This window comes from Bradyrhizobium dasycarpum (assembly GCF_042019905.1).
In the GTDB taxonomy this organism is placed as follows: domain Bacteria; phylum Pseudomonadota; class Alphaproteobacteria; order Rhizobiales; family Xanthobacteraceae; genus Bradyrhizobium; species Bradyrhizobium japonicum_B.
In genome coordinates this window covers 6,262,306-6,277,623 of record NZ_CP169574.1, presented here as the reverse complement: position 1 = coordinate 6,277,623, position 15,318 = coordinate 6,262,306, and the positions used below count along the sequence as shown (strand labels likewise).

General features: G+C 66.1%; 14 protein-coding genes and 1 pseudogene. 4 read left to right on the top strand and 11 right to left on the bottom strand.

The genetic code is table 11. From position 1 onward, the window contains the following. Positions 1 to 67 precede the first annotated feature (67 nt). From ACETMP_RS29980 to ACETMP_RS29965, 4 genes are all read right to left on the bottom strand, one after another. A complete protein-coding gene (locus ACETMP_RS29980; protein ID WP_375158955.1) occupies positions 68 to 1,174 on the bottom strand; it encodes a trypsin-like peptidase domain-containing protein in 1,107 nt (368 codons plus the stop codon). A gap of 155 nt (positions 1,175 to 1,329) precedes the next feature. Continuing rightward, complete coding sequence (locus ACETMP_RS29975) at positions 1,330 to 1,665, bottom strand: hypothetical protein (RefSeq protein WP_375158954.1); 336 nt, start codon at positions 1,663 to 1,665, stop codon at positions 1,330 to 1,332. Between the two features lie 87 nt (positions 1,666 to 1,752). Continuing rightward, positions 1,753 to 2,244, bottom strand: coding sequence for an Hsp20/alpha crystallin family protein (locus ACETMP_RS29970; protein ID WP_028138236.1), 492 nt, complete (start codon positions 2,242 to 2,244; stop codon positions 1,753 to 1,755). 78 nt (positions 2,245 to 2,322) lie between these two features. Continuing rightward, positions 2,323 to 2,784 (bottom strand): Hsp20 family protein, encoded by a 462-nt coding sequence (locus ACETMP_RS29965; protein ID WP_028138237.1) that lies wholly within the window; start codon positions 2,782 to 2,784, stop codon positions 2,323 to 2,325. A 471-nt stretch (positions 2,785 to 3,255) separates the two neighbouring features. On the opposite strand from ACETMP_RS29965, the pseudogene ACETMP_RS29960 reads away from it, so the two are divergent. The 3 genes and pseudogenes from ACETMP_RS29960 to ACETMP_RS29950 all read left to right on the top strand — a co-directional run bounded on the left by ACETMP_RS29960 (position 3,256) and on the right by ACETMP_RS29950 (position 6,942). Further along, positions 3,256 to 4,385, top strand: a pseudogene (locus ACETMP_RS29960) (ABC transporter substrate-binding protein). Between the two features lie 7 nt (positions 4,386 to 4,392). Continuing rightward, positions 4,393 to 6,126 (top strand): FAD-dependent oxidoreductase, encoded by a 1,734-nt coding sequence (locus ACETMP_RS29955; RefSeq protein ID WP_375158953.1) that lies wholly within the window; start codon positions 4,393 to 4,395, stop codon positions 6,124 to 6,126. Positions 6,127 to 6,147: 21 nt separating this feature from the next. Further along, positions 6,148 to 6,942: an IclR family transcriptional regulator gene (locus ACETMP_RS29950; protein ID WP_375158952.1), complete on the top strand. Its 795-nt coding sequence runs from the start codon at positions 6,148 to 6,150 to the stop codon at positions 6,940 to 6,942. Positions 6,943 to 7,092: 150 nt separating this feature from the next. Here ACETMP_RS29950 and ACETMP_RS29945 read toward each other — a convergent pair whose 3' ends face one another. The 4 genes from ACETMP_RS29945 to ACETMP_RS29930 are packed head-to-tail and all read right to left on the bottom strand — an operon-like array spanning position 7,093 to position 11,597. After that, on the bottom strand, positions 7,093 to 7,872 hold the full coding sequence (locus tag ACETMP_RS29945; protein WP_375158951.1) for an SDR family NAD(P)-dependent oxidoreductase: 780 nt from the start codon (positions 7,870 to 7,872) through the stop codon (positions 7,093 to 7,095). 39 nt (positions 7,873 to 7,911) lie between these two features. After that, positions 7,912 to 8,655, bottom strand: a complete 744-nt coding sequence (locus ACETMP_RS29940; protein ID WP_375158950.1) for an aspartate/glutamate racemase family protein — start codon at positions 8,653 to 8,655, stop codon at positions 7,912 to 7,914. A gap of 10 nt (positions 8,656 to 8,665) precedes the next feature. After that, complete coding sequence (locus ACETMP_RS29935; protein ID WP_375158949.1) at positions 8,666 to 9,931, bottom strand: NAD(P)/FAD-dependent oxidoreductase; 1,266 nt, start codon at positions 9,929 to 9,931, stop codon at positions 8,666 to 8,668. 4 nt (positions 9,932 to 9,935) lie between these two features. Then, positions 9,936 to 11,597, bottom strand: coding sequence for a thiamine pyrophosphate-binding protein (locus tag ACETMP_RS29930; protein WP_375158948.1), 1,662 nt, complete (start codon positions 11,595 to 11,597; stop codon positions 9,936 to 9,938). A 240-nt stretch (positions 11,598 to 11,837) separates the two neighbouring features. Here ACETMP_RS29930 and ACETMP_RS29925 point away from each other — a divergent pair, with 240 nt between their 5' ends. Continuing rightward, positions 11,838 to 12,533, top strand: coding sequence for an aspartate/glutamate racemase family protein (locus ACETMP_RS29925; protein WP_375158947.1), 696 nt, complete (start codon positions 11,838 to 11,840; stop codon positions 12,531 to 12,533). Between the two features lie 62 nt (positions 12,534 to 12,595). Here ACETMP_RS29925 and ACETMP_RS29920 read toward each other — a convergent pair whose 3' ends face one another. The 3 genes from ACETMP_RS29920 to ACETMP_RS29910 all read right to left on the bottom strand — a co-directional run bounded on the left by ACETMP_RS29920 (position 12,596) and on the right by ACETMP_RS29910 (position 15,303). Then, the gene (locus ACETMP_RS29920) at positions 12,596 to 13,378 is read right to left on the bottom strand and encodes an ABC transporter permease (RefSeq protein WP_375158946.1); all 783 of its coding nucleotides are present in this window, start codon (positions 13,376 to 13,378) and stop codon (positions 12,596 to 12,598) included. Beyond that, entirely contained in the window at positions 13,375 to 14,187 is an 813-nt protein-coding gene (locus tag ACETMP_RS29915; protein WP_375162027.1) for an ABC transporter permease, read from the bottom strand. Before ACETMP_RS29915 ends, ACETMP_RS29920 begins: the two co-directional genes overlap by 4 nt. Positions 14,188 to 14,256: 69 nt before the next feature. Beyond that, on the bottom strand, positions 14,257 to 15,303 hold the full coding sequence (locus ACETMP_RS29910; protein ID WP_028138248.1) for an ABC transporter substrate-binding protein: 1,047 nt from the start codon (positions 15,301 to 15,303) through the stop codon (positions 14,257 to 14,259). Positions 15,304 to 15,318: the final 15 nt, after the last annotated feature.

Genomic DNA, 15,318 nt, shown 5'->3' with positions numbered 1-15,318 from the left:
AGAGTGGTCTAAGAGCGTTGCAGGGGCGGATCGCCTTTACTTTCGGCGAACTGCCCTTGCATTTGATTTAGCGAACGAGGCGATTGGGGCCTGCAAGCGCACTGCTCGATTGGTTCGCCGGCGCCACGCGCACCGTCGTGGTCAGTGGGGCGCCGTTGCGCAGCAGAGTGAGCCTCACCTCCTCCCCGATACGTGCGAGGCCGATCGTGTTGCGGAGCTGGGCGGCGGTACGGATCGGACGCTCGTCGGCTGCGGTCACGACATCGCCCTTGCGCAGGCCGGCCCTTTCCGCGGGCGAGTCCGCAGCGATCTCGGCGACGACGGCGCCTTGATTCAGTCCCTTGTTGATTGACGGATGCAGATCCTTCAGCGAGACGCCGATGCGGCCGCGCTCGACGCGGCCGCTCACGATGATCTGCTCCATCACCTTGCGCGCCATGTTGACCGGAATGGCGAAACCGATGCCGACATTGCCGCCGGCCGGCGAGATGATCGCCGAGTTGATGCCGACCAGCTCGCCGCGCAGGCTCACCAGCGCGCCGCCGGAATTGCCCGGGTTGATCGCAGCGTCGGTCTGGATGAAATCCTCATAGCCCTGCTTGCCGAGACCGGTGCGGCCCAGCGCGCTGACGAGGCCGGATGTCACGGTCTGGCCGAGACCGAAAGGATTGCCGATCGCCAGCACGAAATCTCCGACGTCGAGCGCATCGCTGTCGCCGAAGGGAAGCGCCTTGAGGCCCACGGGGTTCTGGATCTGGAGCACGGCAACGTCGGTCGGCGGATCGCGCCCGACCACCTTGGCGGAAAACTGCCGGCCGTCCTTGGTCGTGATCTGGACGGCGGAGGTGCCTTCGACCACGTGGTTGTTGGTCAGCACATAACCGCGCTCGGCATCGACGATCACGCCGGAGCCGGTCGCGTTGACCTCCTTTTCGATCTGCCGGGGAACGTCGAAGAACTCGCGGAACAACGGGTCGCGATAGAGCGGGTTGTCCTCGCGGACGCGGCCGTGCACGGAAATGTTCACCACGGCGGGTGTCACCCGGCGCACCAGCGGCGCCAGTGTCGGCACCGGGCCGCCGGTTTTCGTGTCGGGGATCTGGCCGACGGCAGGCTGTGACGCCGTGAGCGTCAGCACCAGCATCGCCAGCAAGAGCGGACGCACAGCATTCATGTTCTTTCCTGCCGCCTTGTATGGAGATCGAAGAGTGAAGTGGCTTCACGCGTCGCGGGACGCGACGATCCAGCCTTGCATGGCCAGCAACGGAGCGGCGAAGGCCGCCGAGGCCTGACCGAGCAGCACGAGTCCCAGAACGGTCTGTGTGAGCATCATGGGCTTGCCCCCTCTGCGGCGGCCCAGGGCCGCCGCAGTCGCATCGGCACGCCGCCGCCGCGCGGCGGATCGTCGTTGTCGTTGTCGCCGTCGAGCTTGCGCAGGGCGGCCAGGATATCCGCGAGCCGCACCGTATGGCTCATCCCAGGGATCTCGCGCAAGGCCGGACATGATTCGACCGCGTACATGTCCGACGCCCAGGACGACAGGATGATGCGCTTCTCCGGCGGAGAGAGCTCCGTCGCCGTCAGAACGTCGGCCGGCGAATCGTAATGGGCCGCGGGGTGAAACAGCGGATTGAGCGTGCCGGTATTGGTATTGACGTTGGTCATTTCTGGACCTCCCCTCATGCTCCTTTCCAAGGGACGGGCTTGTTGACGATGATGGGACGGCGGCAACTGCCGCCGCCCCGTCTTCACTTAACGCGTGTTGATCGCGATGCGCTTGACGCCTTCGCGCGCCTTCTCGGATTTCGGCAGCGACACGGTCAGGACGCCGTTCTTGAACGACGCCTCGGCCTTGTCCTCCTCGACGCCGTCGAGCGGGATCTGACGTTCGAAGCTGCCGTAATAGCGCTCCGTGAAGTATTTGCCTTCGCCGTTGCGCTCCGCCTTCTTCTCGCCGCGCAGCGTCAGCACGCCATTGGCAATCTCGACCTGGACGTCCTTCTCGGTGAGGCCGGGAAGCTCGGCCGAGACGGTCAGCGTCTTGTCGGTCTCGCTGAGCTCGACCTTCGGCCAGCCGAAGCGGCCCTCCATCAGCGGCGACAAGCTGGTCCTGCCGAAGCCGCGGAAGACGTCGTCGAACAGACGGTTCATCTCGCGATGAAGCGTCAGGAAGGGATCGAAATTGTCGCGCCCAGGCGCAAGCTCCTGTTTGCCTGACCAGGGAATCAGATCACGAAAACCCATGGTTCTCTCCTCCATGCATCGGGGAAGCGCGGCCCACGCCTCGCGCGCCGCGCTTCGCCGTCTCGCCTGCTCGAGAGCCTAAGCCGCTTTCTTCTGCTCGATCTGCGATGCCGCAGGCGCGGCGCCCGAGATCGGAATCCGGCGCGGCTTCATCGCTTCCGGAACCTCGCGGACGAGGTCGATGATCAACAGCCCGTCCTGGAACGAGGCCTGCTTCACCTGGACATAGTCGGCAAGGTTGAACACACGCCGGAACGGCCGCGCGGCGATGCCCTGGTACAGATATTCCCGCGCGGCGGTCTCGGGCTTCCTGCCCTCGATCGTGAGCGCGTTCTGCTCGGCCGTCACCGTGATGTCGCTGGCGCCGAAGCCTGCCACCGCAAGGCTGATCCGGTAGTGGTCCTCGCCAGAGCGTTCGATGTTGTAGGGGGGATAATTGTCCTCGGTCGCCTGGCGCAGCGTGCTGTCGACGAGGTCGGCCAGGTGATCGAAGCCGATGGTGGAACGCCACAGGGGCGCGAAGTCGAAACTGGTCCTCATAACCAAGTCCTCCTGAGAGCAAGATGGATACGAAGGAGCGCAGGACAGGGTTTTCGGACGAGGTCCGAAGACCGGCCCGGCGCCCGTACCGGACCCGATCTGGCATCCGGCACACCGCTCTCGCGGCGAAAAACGACTTAGAAAATCGGACATGGCTTTCAAGGGGCCGGCCCAAAAATTTTTCGGCCCGGCACGCACCCATCAAGCAGTCCGCGCGGCATGGGTCCTGGCTCTGCGCAGCAGCGCAAAAGCGCTGCAGCGCGTCCGGGACGCGAGACCCGTCGGGTGCCGCTGCTTGGACAACCGTCGCAATGACGGGCGCTGATGCAGGAGCGGTCCTGACACGGCCTTGGCCGTCATAGCGGAACCCACCCGGCATTCGTCGTTCGGCATTGACAAACTCATTCGCCATTATCTAATTTACCTGCTCAACACCCGCCGCGCCATGCGGCCAAGAAAAGAGGAAACATCATGAGAGAGCTTCTGGCCTGCGCCGTGCTCGCGGCCATGACTTCGGCTGCCATGACCACAGCGGCGACCGCGCAAGTCTCCGACGATGCGGTGCGGATCGGCGTGCTGACGGATCTGTCGAGCTGGGGCCGCGACAATTCAGGGCCGGGCTCGGTCGAGGCCGCCAGGATGGCGGTGGAGGAGTTCGGGCCGACCGTGCTCGGCAAGCCGATCGAGGTCATCAGCGCCGACCATCAGATGAAGACCGACGTCGGCGTGCAGATCGTGCGCGGCTGGTTCGACAACGGCAAGGTCGATGCCGTCGTCGACATTCCCAATTCCGGCATCGCGATCGCCGTGCACAACATGGTGCGCGAGCGCGGCAAGGTCGCGCTGCTCTCCGGCCCCGGCGCCAGCTCGCTGACCGACGAGCTGTGCAGTCCGAACACCGTGCACTTCACCTACGACACCTATGCGCTGTCGAAAGTCACAGCGTCCGCCGTGATCAAGGAGGGCGGCAAGTCCTGGTACTTCATCACGGCCGACTACGCGTTCGGCCAGCAGCTCGAGAAGGACGCCACGCGCTTCGTCAACGAGATGGGCGGCAAGGTGCCTTCGCCAATGCCGGCCAGGACACCGACAACGCCATCAAGCAGTCCGGCGAGTTCGGCCTCGTTCAGGGCGGCCAGAAGCTGGTCGGCCTCCTCATGTTCGACACCGACGTGCACGCGATCGGTCTGAAGGCCGCGCAGGGCACTTATATGACCACGGCCTCTTACTGGGCCATGGACGAGGCCACGCGTGCCTGGTCCAAGAAGTTCTACGAGCGCACCAAGGTGATGCCGACCATGATCCAGACCGGCGTCTATGGCGCGGTTCTGCATTATCTGAAGGCCATCAAGGCCGCCGGCACCGACGAGTCCGCCAAGGTGATGGCGAAGATGCGCGAACTGCCGATCGAGGATATCTTCGTCCATGGCGGCAGGTTGCGCGAGGACGGCCGGGTCATCCGGGACATGTATCTCGCCAAGGTGAAGACGCCCGAGCAATCGAAGGAGCCGTGGGACTATCTGGACATCGTCAAGACCGTGAAGGGCGAGGACGCCTTTCGCCCGGTCTCCGAATCCAAATGTCCGCTCCTGAAAAAGTGAGGCCCAGATGACCGGCAACGAGCATGGCGCCATTGAGACTTACGAATGCGATGTGCTCGTGGCCGGATCGGGCTGCTCCGGCATGTCGGCCGCGATCACCGCCCGGTCCCGCGGCCTCGACGTCCTGATCGTCGAGAAGGAGCCGCGTTTCGGCGGCACCACCGCCCGCTCCGGCGGCTGGCTCTGGATTCCCGGGACGTCGCTGGCGAAAGCGTACGGCATCGAGGAGACGCCGGAGCAGGCCCGCACCTATCTGCGGCACGAGGCCGGCAACAACTTTGATGCGGCACGCGTCGATGCGTTTCTCTCGGCCGGCCCCGAGGCGGTCGATTTCTTCACCACCAAGACCGCGCTGCGCTTCGACATGCCGCTGGTGTTTCCGGACTATCACGCGGAGGCGCCGGGCGGCGCGCAGGGCGGCCGCTCCATGGTGACGCGTCCGTTCGACGGTCGCGAGCTCGGCGACCTCATCAAGTCGCTGGGCATGCCGCTGCCCGAGCTCACCGTGTTCGGCATGATGCTGGGAAGCGGTAAGGAGATCATCCACTTCATGCGGGTGACGAAGTCGCTGACCTCGGCGGTCTATGTCGCCAAGCGCCTGTCGCGGCACCTGATGGACGTGCTGCGCTACGGCCGCGGCATGACCTTGACCAACGGCAATGCGCTCGCCGGGCGCCTCGCAAAATCCGCGCTCGACCTGAAGATTCCGATGTGGTTGTCCTCGCCGGTGCGCGAGCTGACGGTCGAGAACGGCGCTGTCACCGGCGCCGTCGTGTCGCGCGAGGGACGCGAGGTCCACGTCCGCGCCCGCCAGGGCGTCGTGCTCGCCTGCGGCGGCTTCCCGCACGATGTGGAGCGGCGCAGAAAGATGTTTCCGCACGCACCGACCGGCAATGAGCATTTTTCGCCGGGACCCACCGGCAACACCGGCGACGGCTTGCGTCTTGCGGAGCGCGCGGGCGGGCATGTCGAGGACCGCCTGCCGAACGCGGCGGCGTGGGTGCCGGTGTCGCTGACCACCCGCAAGGACGGCTCGAAGGGCGTGATGCCGCATTTCATCGACCGCGCCAAACCCGGCGTGATCGCGGTGATGGGCGACGGCAAGCGCTTTGCCAATGAAGGCAATTCCTATCACGACTTCGTCCAGGCCATGGTCAAGGCGGCCAAGCCCGGCGAGGAGATCGCCGCCTTCCTCGTCTGCGATCACAAGACGTTGCGGAAGTACGGCCTCGGCTGCGTGCCGCCCTTCCCGATGCCGCTGGGCCATCACCTGAAGTCCGGCTATCTCATGCGCGGCGACACGCTGGAGGCGCTGGCGGCGAAGGCCGGCATTGACGCCCAGTCCTTCGTCGAGACCGTCAGGCAGTTCAACGCGACGGCGCCGCAAGGCCATGACGCCGCCTTCGGCAAGGGCTCGAAGGCCTACAACCGCTACCAGGGCGATGCGCTGCACGGCCCCAATCCCTGCGTCGCGCCGATCGAGAACGGGCCGTTCTATGCCATCAAGATGGTGATCGGCGATCTCGGCACCTATGCCGGCATCGTCACCGACGCGAACGCGCGGGCGCTCGACGCCGAGGGCCGCGTCATTCCCGGGCTCTATGCCGCCGGCAACGACATGGCGAGCATCATGGGCGGCAATTATCCCGGAGCCGGCATCACGCTTGGGCCGGCGCTGACCTTCGGCTACATTGCCGGCCGTCATCTCGCCGACAGCGCCGCCAAGCGCGAGGCGGCCTAAGCCTGAGCGCATTGGAGGCGCATGAAGAGAGAAAGCCGCGGCATCCAGTCCATCGAGGTCGGCGGAGAGCTGCTCCGCGCGCTCGCCCGGTGCGGCGAGCCGATGATGCTGCGCGATCTCGCGCGCGAGGCTGGCATGGCGCCGGCCAAGGCGCACCCCTATCTCGCCAGCTTCTCGCGCATCGGCCTGATCGAGCAGGACGAGACCACCGGCCACTACGAGATCGGCGCGCTGGCGCTGGAGCTCGGCCTGATCAGCCTGCGCCGCCTCTCCGGCGTCCGCATCGCAAGGCCGAGGATCGCCGCGCTCGCCAGCCAGATCGGACATGCCGTGTCTCTCGCCGTGTGGGGCACGCACGGCCCGACCGTGGTCCAGCTCGAAGAGCCGGCCCAGCCGGTGCACATCGTGATGCGCGTCGGCTCGGTGATGGCGCTGCTGGAGACCGCGACCGGCCGGGCCTTCGCGGCGTTCCTGCCGGAGCAGACGATCACCGCCGCTCTCGAGAGCGGGCTCGACCGCCACGGCGTCGGCTACAATCCGAAGCGCGCCGTGAAGGGCGCCAAGCTCACCGAGATGCTCGCGGAGGTCCGCAAGCACGGCCTCGCCCGCGCCCTCGGCGATCCCCTGCCCGGCGTCAATGCCTTCTCGGCCCCGGTGTTCGACCATTCCGGCCACGTCGCGCTGGTCATCACCGCGATGGGCCCCGAAGGCACGTTCGATGCACGCTGGGACAGCCCGATCGCGCATGCACTGCGCGATTGCGCCGGCGGCATCTCGAAGCGGCTCGGCCATGGGATCAATGTTGCGGCGGAGTGAGGGCAGACTGTCCGCCTCGCAACAGGTGTCATTCCCCGCGAAGGCGGGAATCCAGTACGCCGCGGCCCTTCTGCTCGATCACCGCTGTCTCGGGGTACTGGATCGCCCGGTCAAGCCGGGCGATGACAGCGAGAGTGGGGCGACAACGCCCTACTTCTCCTTCACCGGCACCGTGTAGTTCAGGACCAGCCTTCCGCCATCCGGATAGATCGTCTGTCCGGTGATGTAGGAGGCATCGTCACTCGCCAGGAACGCCACCACCGACGCCACCTCGCTCGGCTCGCCGCCGCGGCCGGCCGGGGTGCGCGACAGCACGGTCTTGCGGGCGTCCTCCGAGGTGTAGATCGACGATGCCACCATGTCGGTCAGGATCGTGCCTGGTCCGACCGCGACGACGCGGATGTTGTGCGGGGCAAGCGCAACGGCGGCAACCGACGTCAGCTGCTTCATGCCGCCCTTGGACATCGCATAGGTCGCCAGCGCCGGGATCGCCAGCAGCGCGTTCACGGAGGACATGTTGATGATGACCCCACCGCCACCCTGCGCGAACATCTGCCTGGCCGCCGCCTGCACGCCGAAGAACGCGCCCTTCAAGTTGATGCCGATGATTTCGTCGAATTCCTCTTCGGTGATGTCGAGGATATCCCGGTTGCGTGCGACGCCGGCATTGTTGACCATGATGTCGAGCCGGCCGAACGCCTTCACGGCGGTGGCAACGAGCTGATCCACATCGGTGCGCTTGGCGACATTGCCGACCACGGTGCGCAGGGCATCTGGCCGCCCCAGCTCCGCGGCCGTCGCGGCGAGGCCCTCGGCATCGACGTCCGAGATCACGACCTTGACGCCGTCGTTCAGAAATCTCTTCGCGCAGGCCTTGCCGATGCCGCGCGCCGCGCCGGTGATGGCTGCGACCTTGCCGGATAGTTTCATGGGCTGCTCCAGGACTTGTGACGATCTCGCGGGACGCGGTCACGCAAAGACGCGCGGGCGCAGTCCGGCGTGAAACCAGGTGATCATGGAATAGATGTCGTAGACCGGCAATCCCACCTCGGCCTGAAGCGCCGCGGCGTAAGGCGGCATGTTGGTGCATTCGAGCACGATGGCGCCGACATCGGGATTCCCGGCGACGAGCTGCTTGCCGGCCTCAACCACGTCACGCTCGGCCTGCGCGATGTCCATGTCGTCCTTCTCGGCCTTGATCAGCACGCGAAAGAACTCCTTGCCGTTCTCGGTGCCGACCAGCGGCGTATCGAGCGGCACGCCGGCGCCCTCGAGATGGGCCGGCGTCAGGGTCGAGCCCGACACCGTGACGAGACCGACGCGCTTGCCCGGCGACAGGGTCGCCTGCACCCACGGCACCTGCATCAGCGAGGAGGTCGCGACGGGAACGCCAACCGCGGCCGCGATCTCCTTCTGGAACAGCGAGAGGAAGCCGCAATTGGTGGTGATGGCTTCGGCCCCTAACCGCACCAGGTCCTTCGCCGCATCGATGAAGTCGGGCAGCAGGCCGGCCGCGCCCTTCAACACCACCTTCTCGGGCGAAGCCCCGCTCACCACGCGATAGAGCACGGGGAACGGCCAGGTGGTGCCGTTGCCCATGTCGCCGGGAATGCGGGGAAAGCGCGCTTCCAGCATCAGAATGCCGAGCGGCGCGCCGTAGATGGCCTTGCCGCCACGGGCGATGCGGGAGGACGAATGGGCCGAGTTGGTCATGGCTGCGACCTCAGAGGAAACGATCGGGCGCGAAGGGGAGAAGCGGAATTTCAGGCTGCTTGCCGCTGAGGAGCTGCGCGACGAGGCGGCCGGTACGGGCCGAGCCGACCAGGCCGACATGGCCATGGCCGAAAGCATAGACGATATCGCGCGAGGCGCGCGCATAGCCGATGCAGGGTCGCCCATCCGGCATGCTCGGGCGATGGCCGAGCCAGGTCTTGATGCGCGAGGCCGGAATATCCCTCGGCAGTTTTGGGAACATGCCGAGGAGATGATCGCGCAGGATCTCGGCCCGCTTCCAGTTCGGCGCAGCCTCGAGGCCGGCGATCTCGACGGTGCCGGCGGCACGGAGCCCCTTGTTGGTCCAGTTCACCACCATCTTGGCGTCGGACGCCATCATCGAGCTGCGCGGGCCCGATTCCGGATTCTCGATCATGACGTGATAGCCGCGTTCGGTCTCCAGCGGCAGCGGATCGCCGACCGATGCGGTGAGCTGCTTCGAGCGGGCCCCGGCGGCGACGACGGCAGCATCGCAAGGAATCTCGCCGGTCTCGGTGACGACAGCTATGAGCTTGCCGCCGTTCAGCTTCAGGCCGGTCGCCTTGGCCCGCACGTGCTTCGCGCCGCCGGCGATGGCATGGTTCGCGAGCGCTGCGACGTAAGCGCCGGGATCGCGGCAGCGCCCGGCCTCTTCCACCACCACGCCGAAGGTGTAGCGCGGATGCAGATCCGGCTCGCGCTGGCGCATCTCGTCGGCGGAAAGCTCCAGCCATTCGACGCCGACCTTCTTGCGCAGGCGCCAGCCGAGATCGTTGTCGAAATTGCCGCGCGACGGAAACACATGCATCACGCCGTTGCGCTCGATCAGCTCCGGGACGCCGGCCTCTTCCGCGAGCTTCCGGTGCAGCAACGGGGCGTCCTTCAGGAGGTCGCGCAGCGCGAACGCCGTCGTCTCGATCCGCGCGGCGGTCCAGCCCGAGAGCAGGTATTTGACCAGCCAGGGCAGCGCCTTCGGCAAATAGGACCAGCGGATCGCGAGCGGGCCGAGCGGGTCCATCAGATAGCCCGGCACCTTCCTCCAGATGCCGGGCTCCGCCGGCGGGATCACCGAATGCGACGACAGCCAGCCGGCATTGCCGTAGCTCGCCGCCTGTTCGCCGCCGGGCTCGCCCGGATCGATCAGCGTGACGCGATGGCCCTCACGCAGCGCCTCGATGGCGCTGATCACCCCGACCGCGCCGGCCCCGATGATCGCAACGTGGCGGCCGGCCGCCATCGCTTTAGGCCTTCACCGCGGGCACAAAATCCTTGCCGACCGAGATCGCGCGGGGATCGATGATGCAATGGAGGATCGACGGCTTGCCGGAGGCCAGTGCACGCTCGAACGCCGGCGCGAACTCCTCGGTGCGCTCGACCCGTTCGCCATGGCCCCCGAACGCCTTCGCGTACATCGCGAAGTCAGGGTTCTTGAGCTGGGTGCCGACGACGCGGCCGGGATAATCGCGCTCCTGGTGCATACGGATGGTGCCGTATTGCGAATTGTCGACGACGACGACGATCAGGGCTGCGTCATATTGCACGGCGGTCGCGAATTCCTGGCCGTTCATCAGGAAGCAGCCGTCGCCGGCAAAGGCGACGACGACACGATCCGGATATTGCCGCTTGGCGAGCACGCCGGCCGGCACGCCATAGCCCATCGAGCCCGATGTCGGCGCCAGCTGCGCGGCAAAGCTGTGGAAGCGGTGATGGCGGTGGATCCAGCCGGCGTAGTTGCCGGCGCCGTTGCAGACGATGGCGTCCTTCGGTAGCCGGTCGCGCAGCCAGGTCATGACCTGGCCGTACTGGAACGTGCTCGGCAGCTCGCGCGCCTTGTCGGTCCAGGCGAGGTAATCGGCATGGGCCTTGGCAGCCTCGCCCTTCCAGGCCACCGCACCCGAGGGCTTCAGCGTCTCGATGGCGGCAGCGAAGGCGGCAGGCGTTGCCTGGATCGCCAGATCAGGCTGATAGACGCGGCCGAGCTCCTCCGAGCCCGGATGCACATGGATCAGCTTCTGCTTCGGCGAGGGAATGTCGAGCAGCGTGTAGGACGAGGACGGCATTTCCGACATGCGGCCGCCGATCAACAGGATGACATCGGCACCCTCGATGCGCGCCTTCAGGCCCGGGCTCGGCCCGATGCCGAGATCGCCGGCATAATGCGAATGATCGGCATCGATCAGCGAGGCCCGGCGGAACGAGGTCGCGACCGGCAGGTCGAAGCGCTCGGCGAACCGCGCGATGCTCTTGGTCGCCTCGTCGGTCCAGCGCGAGCCGCCGAGGATCACCAGCGGTGCCTTGGCGCCTGCAAGCATGGCGCCGAGCTTGTCGAGATCGGCCGGCGCGGGCCAGCTCGCCGCAGGCTCGATGCGCATGGCATCGGCGACGGCTGCGGTCTCGGTCAGCATGTTCTCCGGCAGCGCGATCACCACGGGACCGGGACGGCCCTGCATGGCGACGCGGAAGGCGCGCGCCACCAGCTCCGGAATGCGGTCGGGACGATCGATCTCGACCGCCCATTTTGCCATGGAGCCGAATACCGCCTTGTAGTCCAGCTCCTGGAACGCCTCGCGCTCACGCATGCCGGTGTCGACCTGGCCGACGAACAGGATCATCGGCGTCGAATCCTGCATCGCGATGTGGACGCCGTGGCTGGCATTGGTCGCGCCCGGCCCGCGGGTGACGAAGCAGATTCCAGGCCGCCCCGTGAGCTTGCCATAGGCCTCCGCCATCATGGCCGCGCCGCCCTCGGCGCGGCAGATCACGACGTCGATCGGGCTGTCATGCAGCGCATCGAGCGCCGCCAGATAGCTCTCGCCCGGCACGCAGGTGACGCGCTCGACGCCTTGCGCGACGAGCTGATCGATCAGGATCTGGCCGCCGGTGCGGGTGTTGCGGATGGTCATGACGGCTCCCTCAAGGCTCTGGCGATGCGCCAATATTCGGGAACTGCGTAAGACAGGCCGAGAGCGCGCGCAAGGTCGAAAGATCCTGGCCGCCTGCGCAGGCGGCATGCCGGTCCGTGCCGTTTGCACGACGGCTTGTTCGCGACCTTCGGCCACAACAGGCCTGCAATCAAGCAACGGCTACCGAGCTTCGACGTCTTCGGTTACGATCCGGGTGAACCAAGTTCGGGAGCAACTGGAATGCAGACCATCGGCCTGATCGGCGGCATGAGCTGGGAGAGCACGGCGCTCTATTACAAGCTGATCAACGAGCGCGTCCGCGATCGCATGGGCAAGCTGCATTCCGCCCCGCTGTTGCTGTATTCCTACGGTTTCGAAGAGATCAAGCAGATGCAGTATGCAGGCCGCTGGGGCGAGGCGGCAGCCAGCCTGGCCGAGGTCGCGCGGCGCCTCGAAAGTGCCGGCGCGCGGGCGATCGTGTTGTGCACCAACACGATGCACAAACTGGCGCCCGAGATCGTCTCCGCTGTGACCATCCCGTTCATCCACCTTGGCGATGCGACGGCGCAGCGGATTCGAGCGAAAGGCTACCGGCGGGTCGGGCTGCTCGGCACCAGGTTCACGATGGAGGAGGACTTTTACGTCGACCGGCTGCGCGCGCATGATCTCGACGTGCTGGTTCCTCCTCCCGAGGCGCGCGCCGACGTCAACCGCATCATCTACGACGAGCTGTGCCTCGGAATCGTCGCCGATGTTTCGCGTCGTCGTTATCAGGACGTGATGGCAGCGCTCGTCGCCGCAGGCGCGGAATGCATCATCCTCGGCTGCACCGAGATCACGATGCTGGTCGGCCCCGATGACACATCGGTCGAGACGTTCGACACCACGGCCATTCACGCCGAGACGGCCGCCGATTTCGCGATCGGGCGATCCTGAATAAGCCCCGCGACGCCTCGTGCAACGACGTCTCGCGCGCCGCCAGCGGCAACGCCGCCCCCTCACCCGTCCTTCTTGCGCGCGCTCGCCAGCAGCACCAGCATGAACGAGGCCGCCGTCATCAGCGTCGAGATCGCGGCGATGGTCGGATCGATCTCGTCGCGCAGCGCGGTGAACATGCGCTTGGTCAGCGGCTGGTACTGGCCGCCGGAGATGAACAGCGCGACGATGGTCTCGTCCATCGCCGAGATGAAGGCGAAGATGCCGCCGGCGACCACGCTGGACTTGATCTGCGGCAGCGTCACCGCAAAGAAGCTGCGGAGCCGGTTCATGCCGAGGCTGCGCGCCACCATCTCCTGCGCCGGATCGAAGCTCTGCAGGCCTGCCAGCACCGAGATGACGACGTAAGGCAGTCCCAGCATCACATTTGCCAGAACGAGGCCGGGCATGGTCGCGACCAGGCCGACCTTGGCATAGACGAAGAAGATTCCGACCGCGGTTATGATGATCGGCACCACCAACGGCAGCAGCAGCGCCATGTGGATCACGCGCATGATGCGCAGCTTCGATTGGCTGATGGCGTAGGCGGCGGCGACGCCACACGGCGTCGCGATCAGGACGGTCAGGGCCGCGACCGTCAGCGTCACCTGCGTCGCCTGCATCCAGGCCGGGTTGGCGAAATATTGCTGGTACCATCGCAGCGAGAACGACGGCGGCGGGAAGGTCAGAAAGCGCGCGCTGGAGAACGAGATCGGCACGATGATCAGGACGGGGAGGATCAGATAGACCAGCACCAGCGCGCTGATCGCGTAGAGCACAATGCGTGCGGGCGAGAAACGCGTCATTTTTGCCCCAGCACGCGGTCGAGCGAGATGAAGCGGCTGACGAGAACGAAGATCGCGAGCACGCCGAGGAGCAGCACCACCGCAACCGCGCTGGCGGCGCCGAACTGGTTGTAGAGCTCGACGTTGCGGCTCACCAGCATCGACACCATCACGGTGCGGCCGCCGCCCAGCAATTCCGGCGTGATGTAGAAGCCGAGGCAGAGCACGAACACCATGGTGCAGCCCGCCAGCACGCCCGGCAGCGACAGCGGCAGGAATACGCGGACGAACGTCAGCGACGGGCTCGCGCCCAGGCTGGCGCCGGCCTGCATCAGCTCGTTCGGGATCTTCTGCATGGTCGCATAGAGCGGCAGCACCATGAAGGGCAGCAGGATGTGCACCGTCGCGACGACCGTGCCGAAGGTGTTGTGGACCAGCGCGAGCGGCTCGGAGACCCATTCGAGATGACGCAGGAACTGGTTGATCACGCCGCTGCGCTGAAGCAGCACCAGCCAGGCATAGGCGCGCACCAGCACGCTGGTCCAGAACGGCAGCACCACCAGCGACAGGATGAGGATGCTCCAGCCCTTCGGCAGCGCGTTGGCGAGATAGGCGACGGGATAGCCGAGCAGCAGCGCAATCAACGTGACCGCGAGGCTGATCTCGAAGGTCAGCGCAAAGCTGCGCCAGTAGATGTCCTCGGTGAAGACGCGCCGATAATTCTCCAGCGTGAAGCCGTCATGGTAGATCGACTGCCAGGCGAGCCAGCCGACCGGCAGCACGATCAGAGCCAGGATCACGAGCAACGCCGGCGACACCAGCGCCAGCATCAGCCCGTGCTCGCGGCGCTGATGCTTCTGCGATGGATCGGAGATTGTTGTCGTCAACGTTGCCTCGCCTCACTTCTGCATGAACGACGCCCAGCGCTTCTCCGCGGCTTCGCCGGCGGGCGAGGACCACCAGGCGTAGGACATCAGCGCCTGCCTGGCCGCATTGGCCGGCTCGCTCGGCAATTGCGCGGCACGCTCGGGCTTGATCACGTTCGTTTCGAATGCCTTTGGATTGCCCGGGCCGTAATCGATGTGGAGCGGCAGATTGGCCTGGTGCACGGGATCGACGGCCTCGTTGAGGAATTTCACCGCGGTGGCGAGATTGGGCGCGCCCTTGAGGATGCAGAGCGATGTGCTCTGCAGGATGCCCTGGTTGTAGGTGAAGGCGACCTTGGCGCCTTCCTTGGCGACCGCGCTGACACGGCCGTTCCAGGCCATCTCCATGTCGACCTCGCCGTCGTTGAGCAGCTGGGCCGACTGCGCGCCCGACGTCCACCACACCGTGATGTGCGGCTTGATCTCCTCGAGCTTCTTGAAGGCCCGGTCGACGTCGAGCGGGTAGAGCTTGTCCGGCGCGACGCCGTCGGCCATCAGTGCCGCCTCGAGCGTCGCGAACGGGTGGTTGCGCAGCGCGCGACGGCCGGGAAATTTCTTCACGTCCCAGAAATCGGCCCAGCTGTTCGGCGCGTCCTTCGGAAATGTCTTCTGGCTGTAGGCCAGCACGCTGGAATAGAACTCGTAAGACACCGAATACGGACTGCGATAGGCCTCCGGCATCGCCGCGCCGTTCGGAATCTTCGAGAAGTCCAGTTTCTCGATCAGCCCCTGCTCGCCGCCGCGCAGGCAGTTGCCGGTGGGTGTGTCGACCACGTCCCAGATCGGCTTGCCACTGCCGACCTGCGTCTTGATCGCCGGCCAGGCGTCGGGGATCGAATCCTGGTTGATGGTGATGCCGAGCTTCTTGGCGGAGGGATCGAGAATCGCCACCGTCTGCGCCTGCTGATAGGCCCCGCCCTGCGAGACGAAGGTGATCTGCTCGGCCGCACCGGCGGCCGTACTCAATCCGATTGCGCTCAGCAGCGCGCAGCTCAGTCCAAAACTCTGCTTCATCGTCATCCTCGCCTCCTCCAA

What these genes read in the sequence shown, in the direction of transcription:
- ACETMP_RS29980 (WP_375158955.1), bottom strand. Translation starts at nt 1,174, where the DNA reads ATGAATGCTGTGCGTCCGCTCTTGCTGGCGATGCTGGTGCTGACGCTC.
- ACETMP_RS29975 (WP_375158954.1), bottom strand. Translation starts at nt 1,665, where the DNA reads ATGACCAACGTCAATACCAATACCGGCACGCTCAATCCGCTGTTTCAC.
- ACETMP_RS29970 (WP_028138236.1), bottom strand. Translation starts at nt 2,244, where the DNA reads ATGGGTTTTCGTGATCTGATTCCCTGGTCAGGCAAACAGGAGCTTGCG.
- ACETMP_RS29965 (WP_028138237.1), bottom strand. Translation starts at nt 2,784, where the DNA reads ATGAGGACCAGTTTCGACTTCGCGCCCCTGTGGCGTTCCACCATCGGC.
- ACETMP_RS29955 (WP_375158953.1), top strand. Translation starts at nt 4,393, where the DNA reads ATGACCGGCAACGAGCATGGCGCCATTGAGACTTACGAATGCGATGTG.
- ACETMP_RS29950 (WP_375158952.1), top strand. Translation starts at nt 6,148, where the DNA reads ATGAAGAGAGAAAGCCGCGGCATCCAGTCCATCGAGGTCGGCGGAGAG.
- ACETMP_RS29945 (WP_375158951.1), bottom strand. Translation starts at nt 7,872, where the DNA reads ATGAAACTATCCGGCAAGGTCGCAGCCATCACCGGCGCGGCGCGCGGC.
- ACETMP_RS29940 (WP_375158950.1), bottom strand. Translation starts at nt 8,655, where the DNA reads ATGACCAACTCGGCCCATTCGTCCTCCCGCATCGCCCGTGGCGGCAAG.
- ACETMP_RS29935 (WP_375158949.1), bottom strand. Translation starts at nt 9,931, where the DNA reads ATGGCGGCCGGCCGCCACGTTGCGATCATCGGGGCCGGCGCGGTCGGG.
- ACETMP_RS29930 (WP_375158948.1), bottom strand. Translation starts at nt 11,597, where the DNA reads ATGACCATCCGCAACACCCGCACCGGCGGCCAGATCCTGATCGATCAG.
- ACETMP_RS29925 (WP_375158947.1), top strand. Translation starts at nt 11,838, where the DNA reads ATGCAGACCATCGGCCTGATCGGCGGCATGAGCTGGGAGAGCACGGCG.
- ACETMP_RS29920 (WP_375158946.1), bottom strand. Translation starts at nt 13,378, where the DNA reads ATGACGCGTTTCTCGCCCGCACGCATTGTGCTCTACGCGATCAGCGCG.
- ACETMP_RS29915 (WP_375162027.1), bottom strand. Translation starts at nt 14,187, where the DNA reads ATGCTGGCGCTGGTGTCGCCGGCGTTGCTCGTGATCCTGGCTCTGATC.
- ACETMP_RS29910 (WP_028138248.1), bottom strand. Translation starts at nt 15,303, where the DNA reads ATGACGATGAAGCAGAGTTTTGGACTGAGCTGCGCGCTGCTGAGCGCA.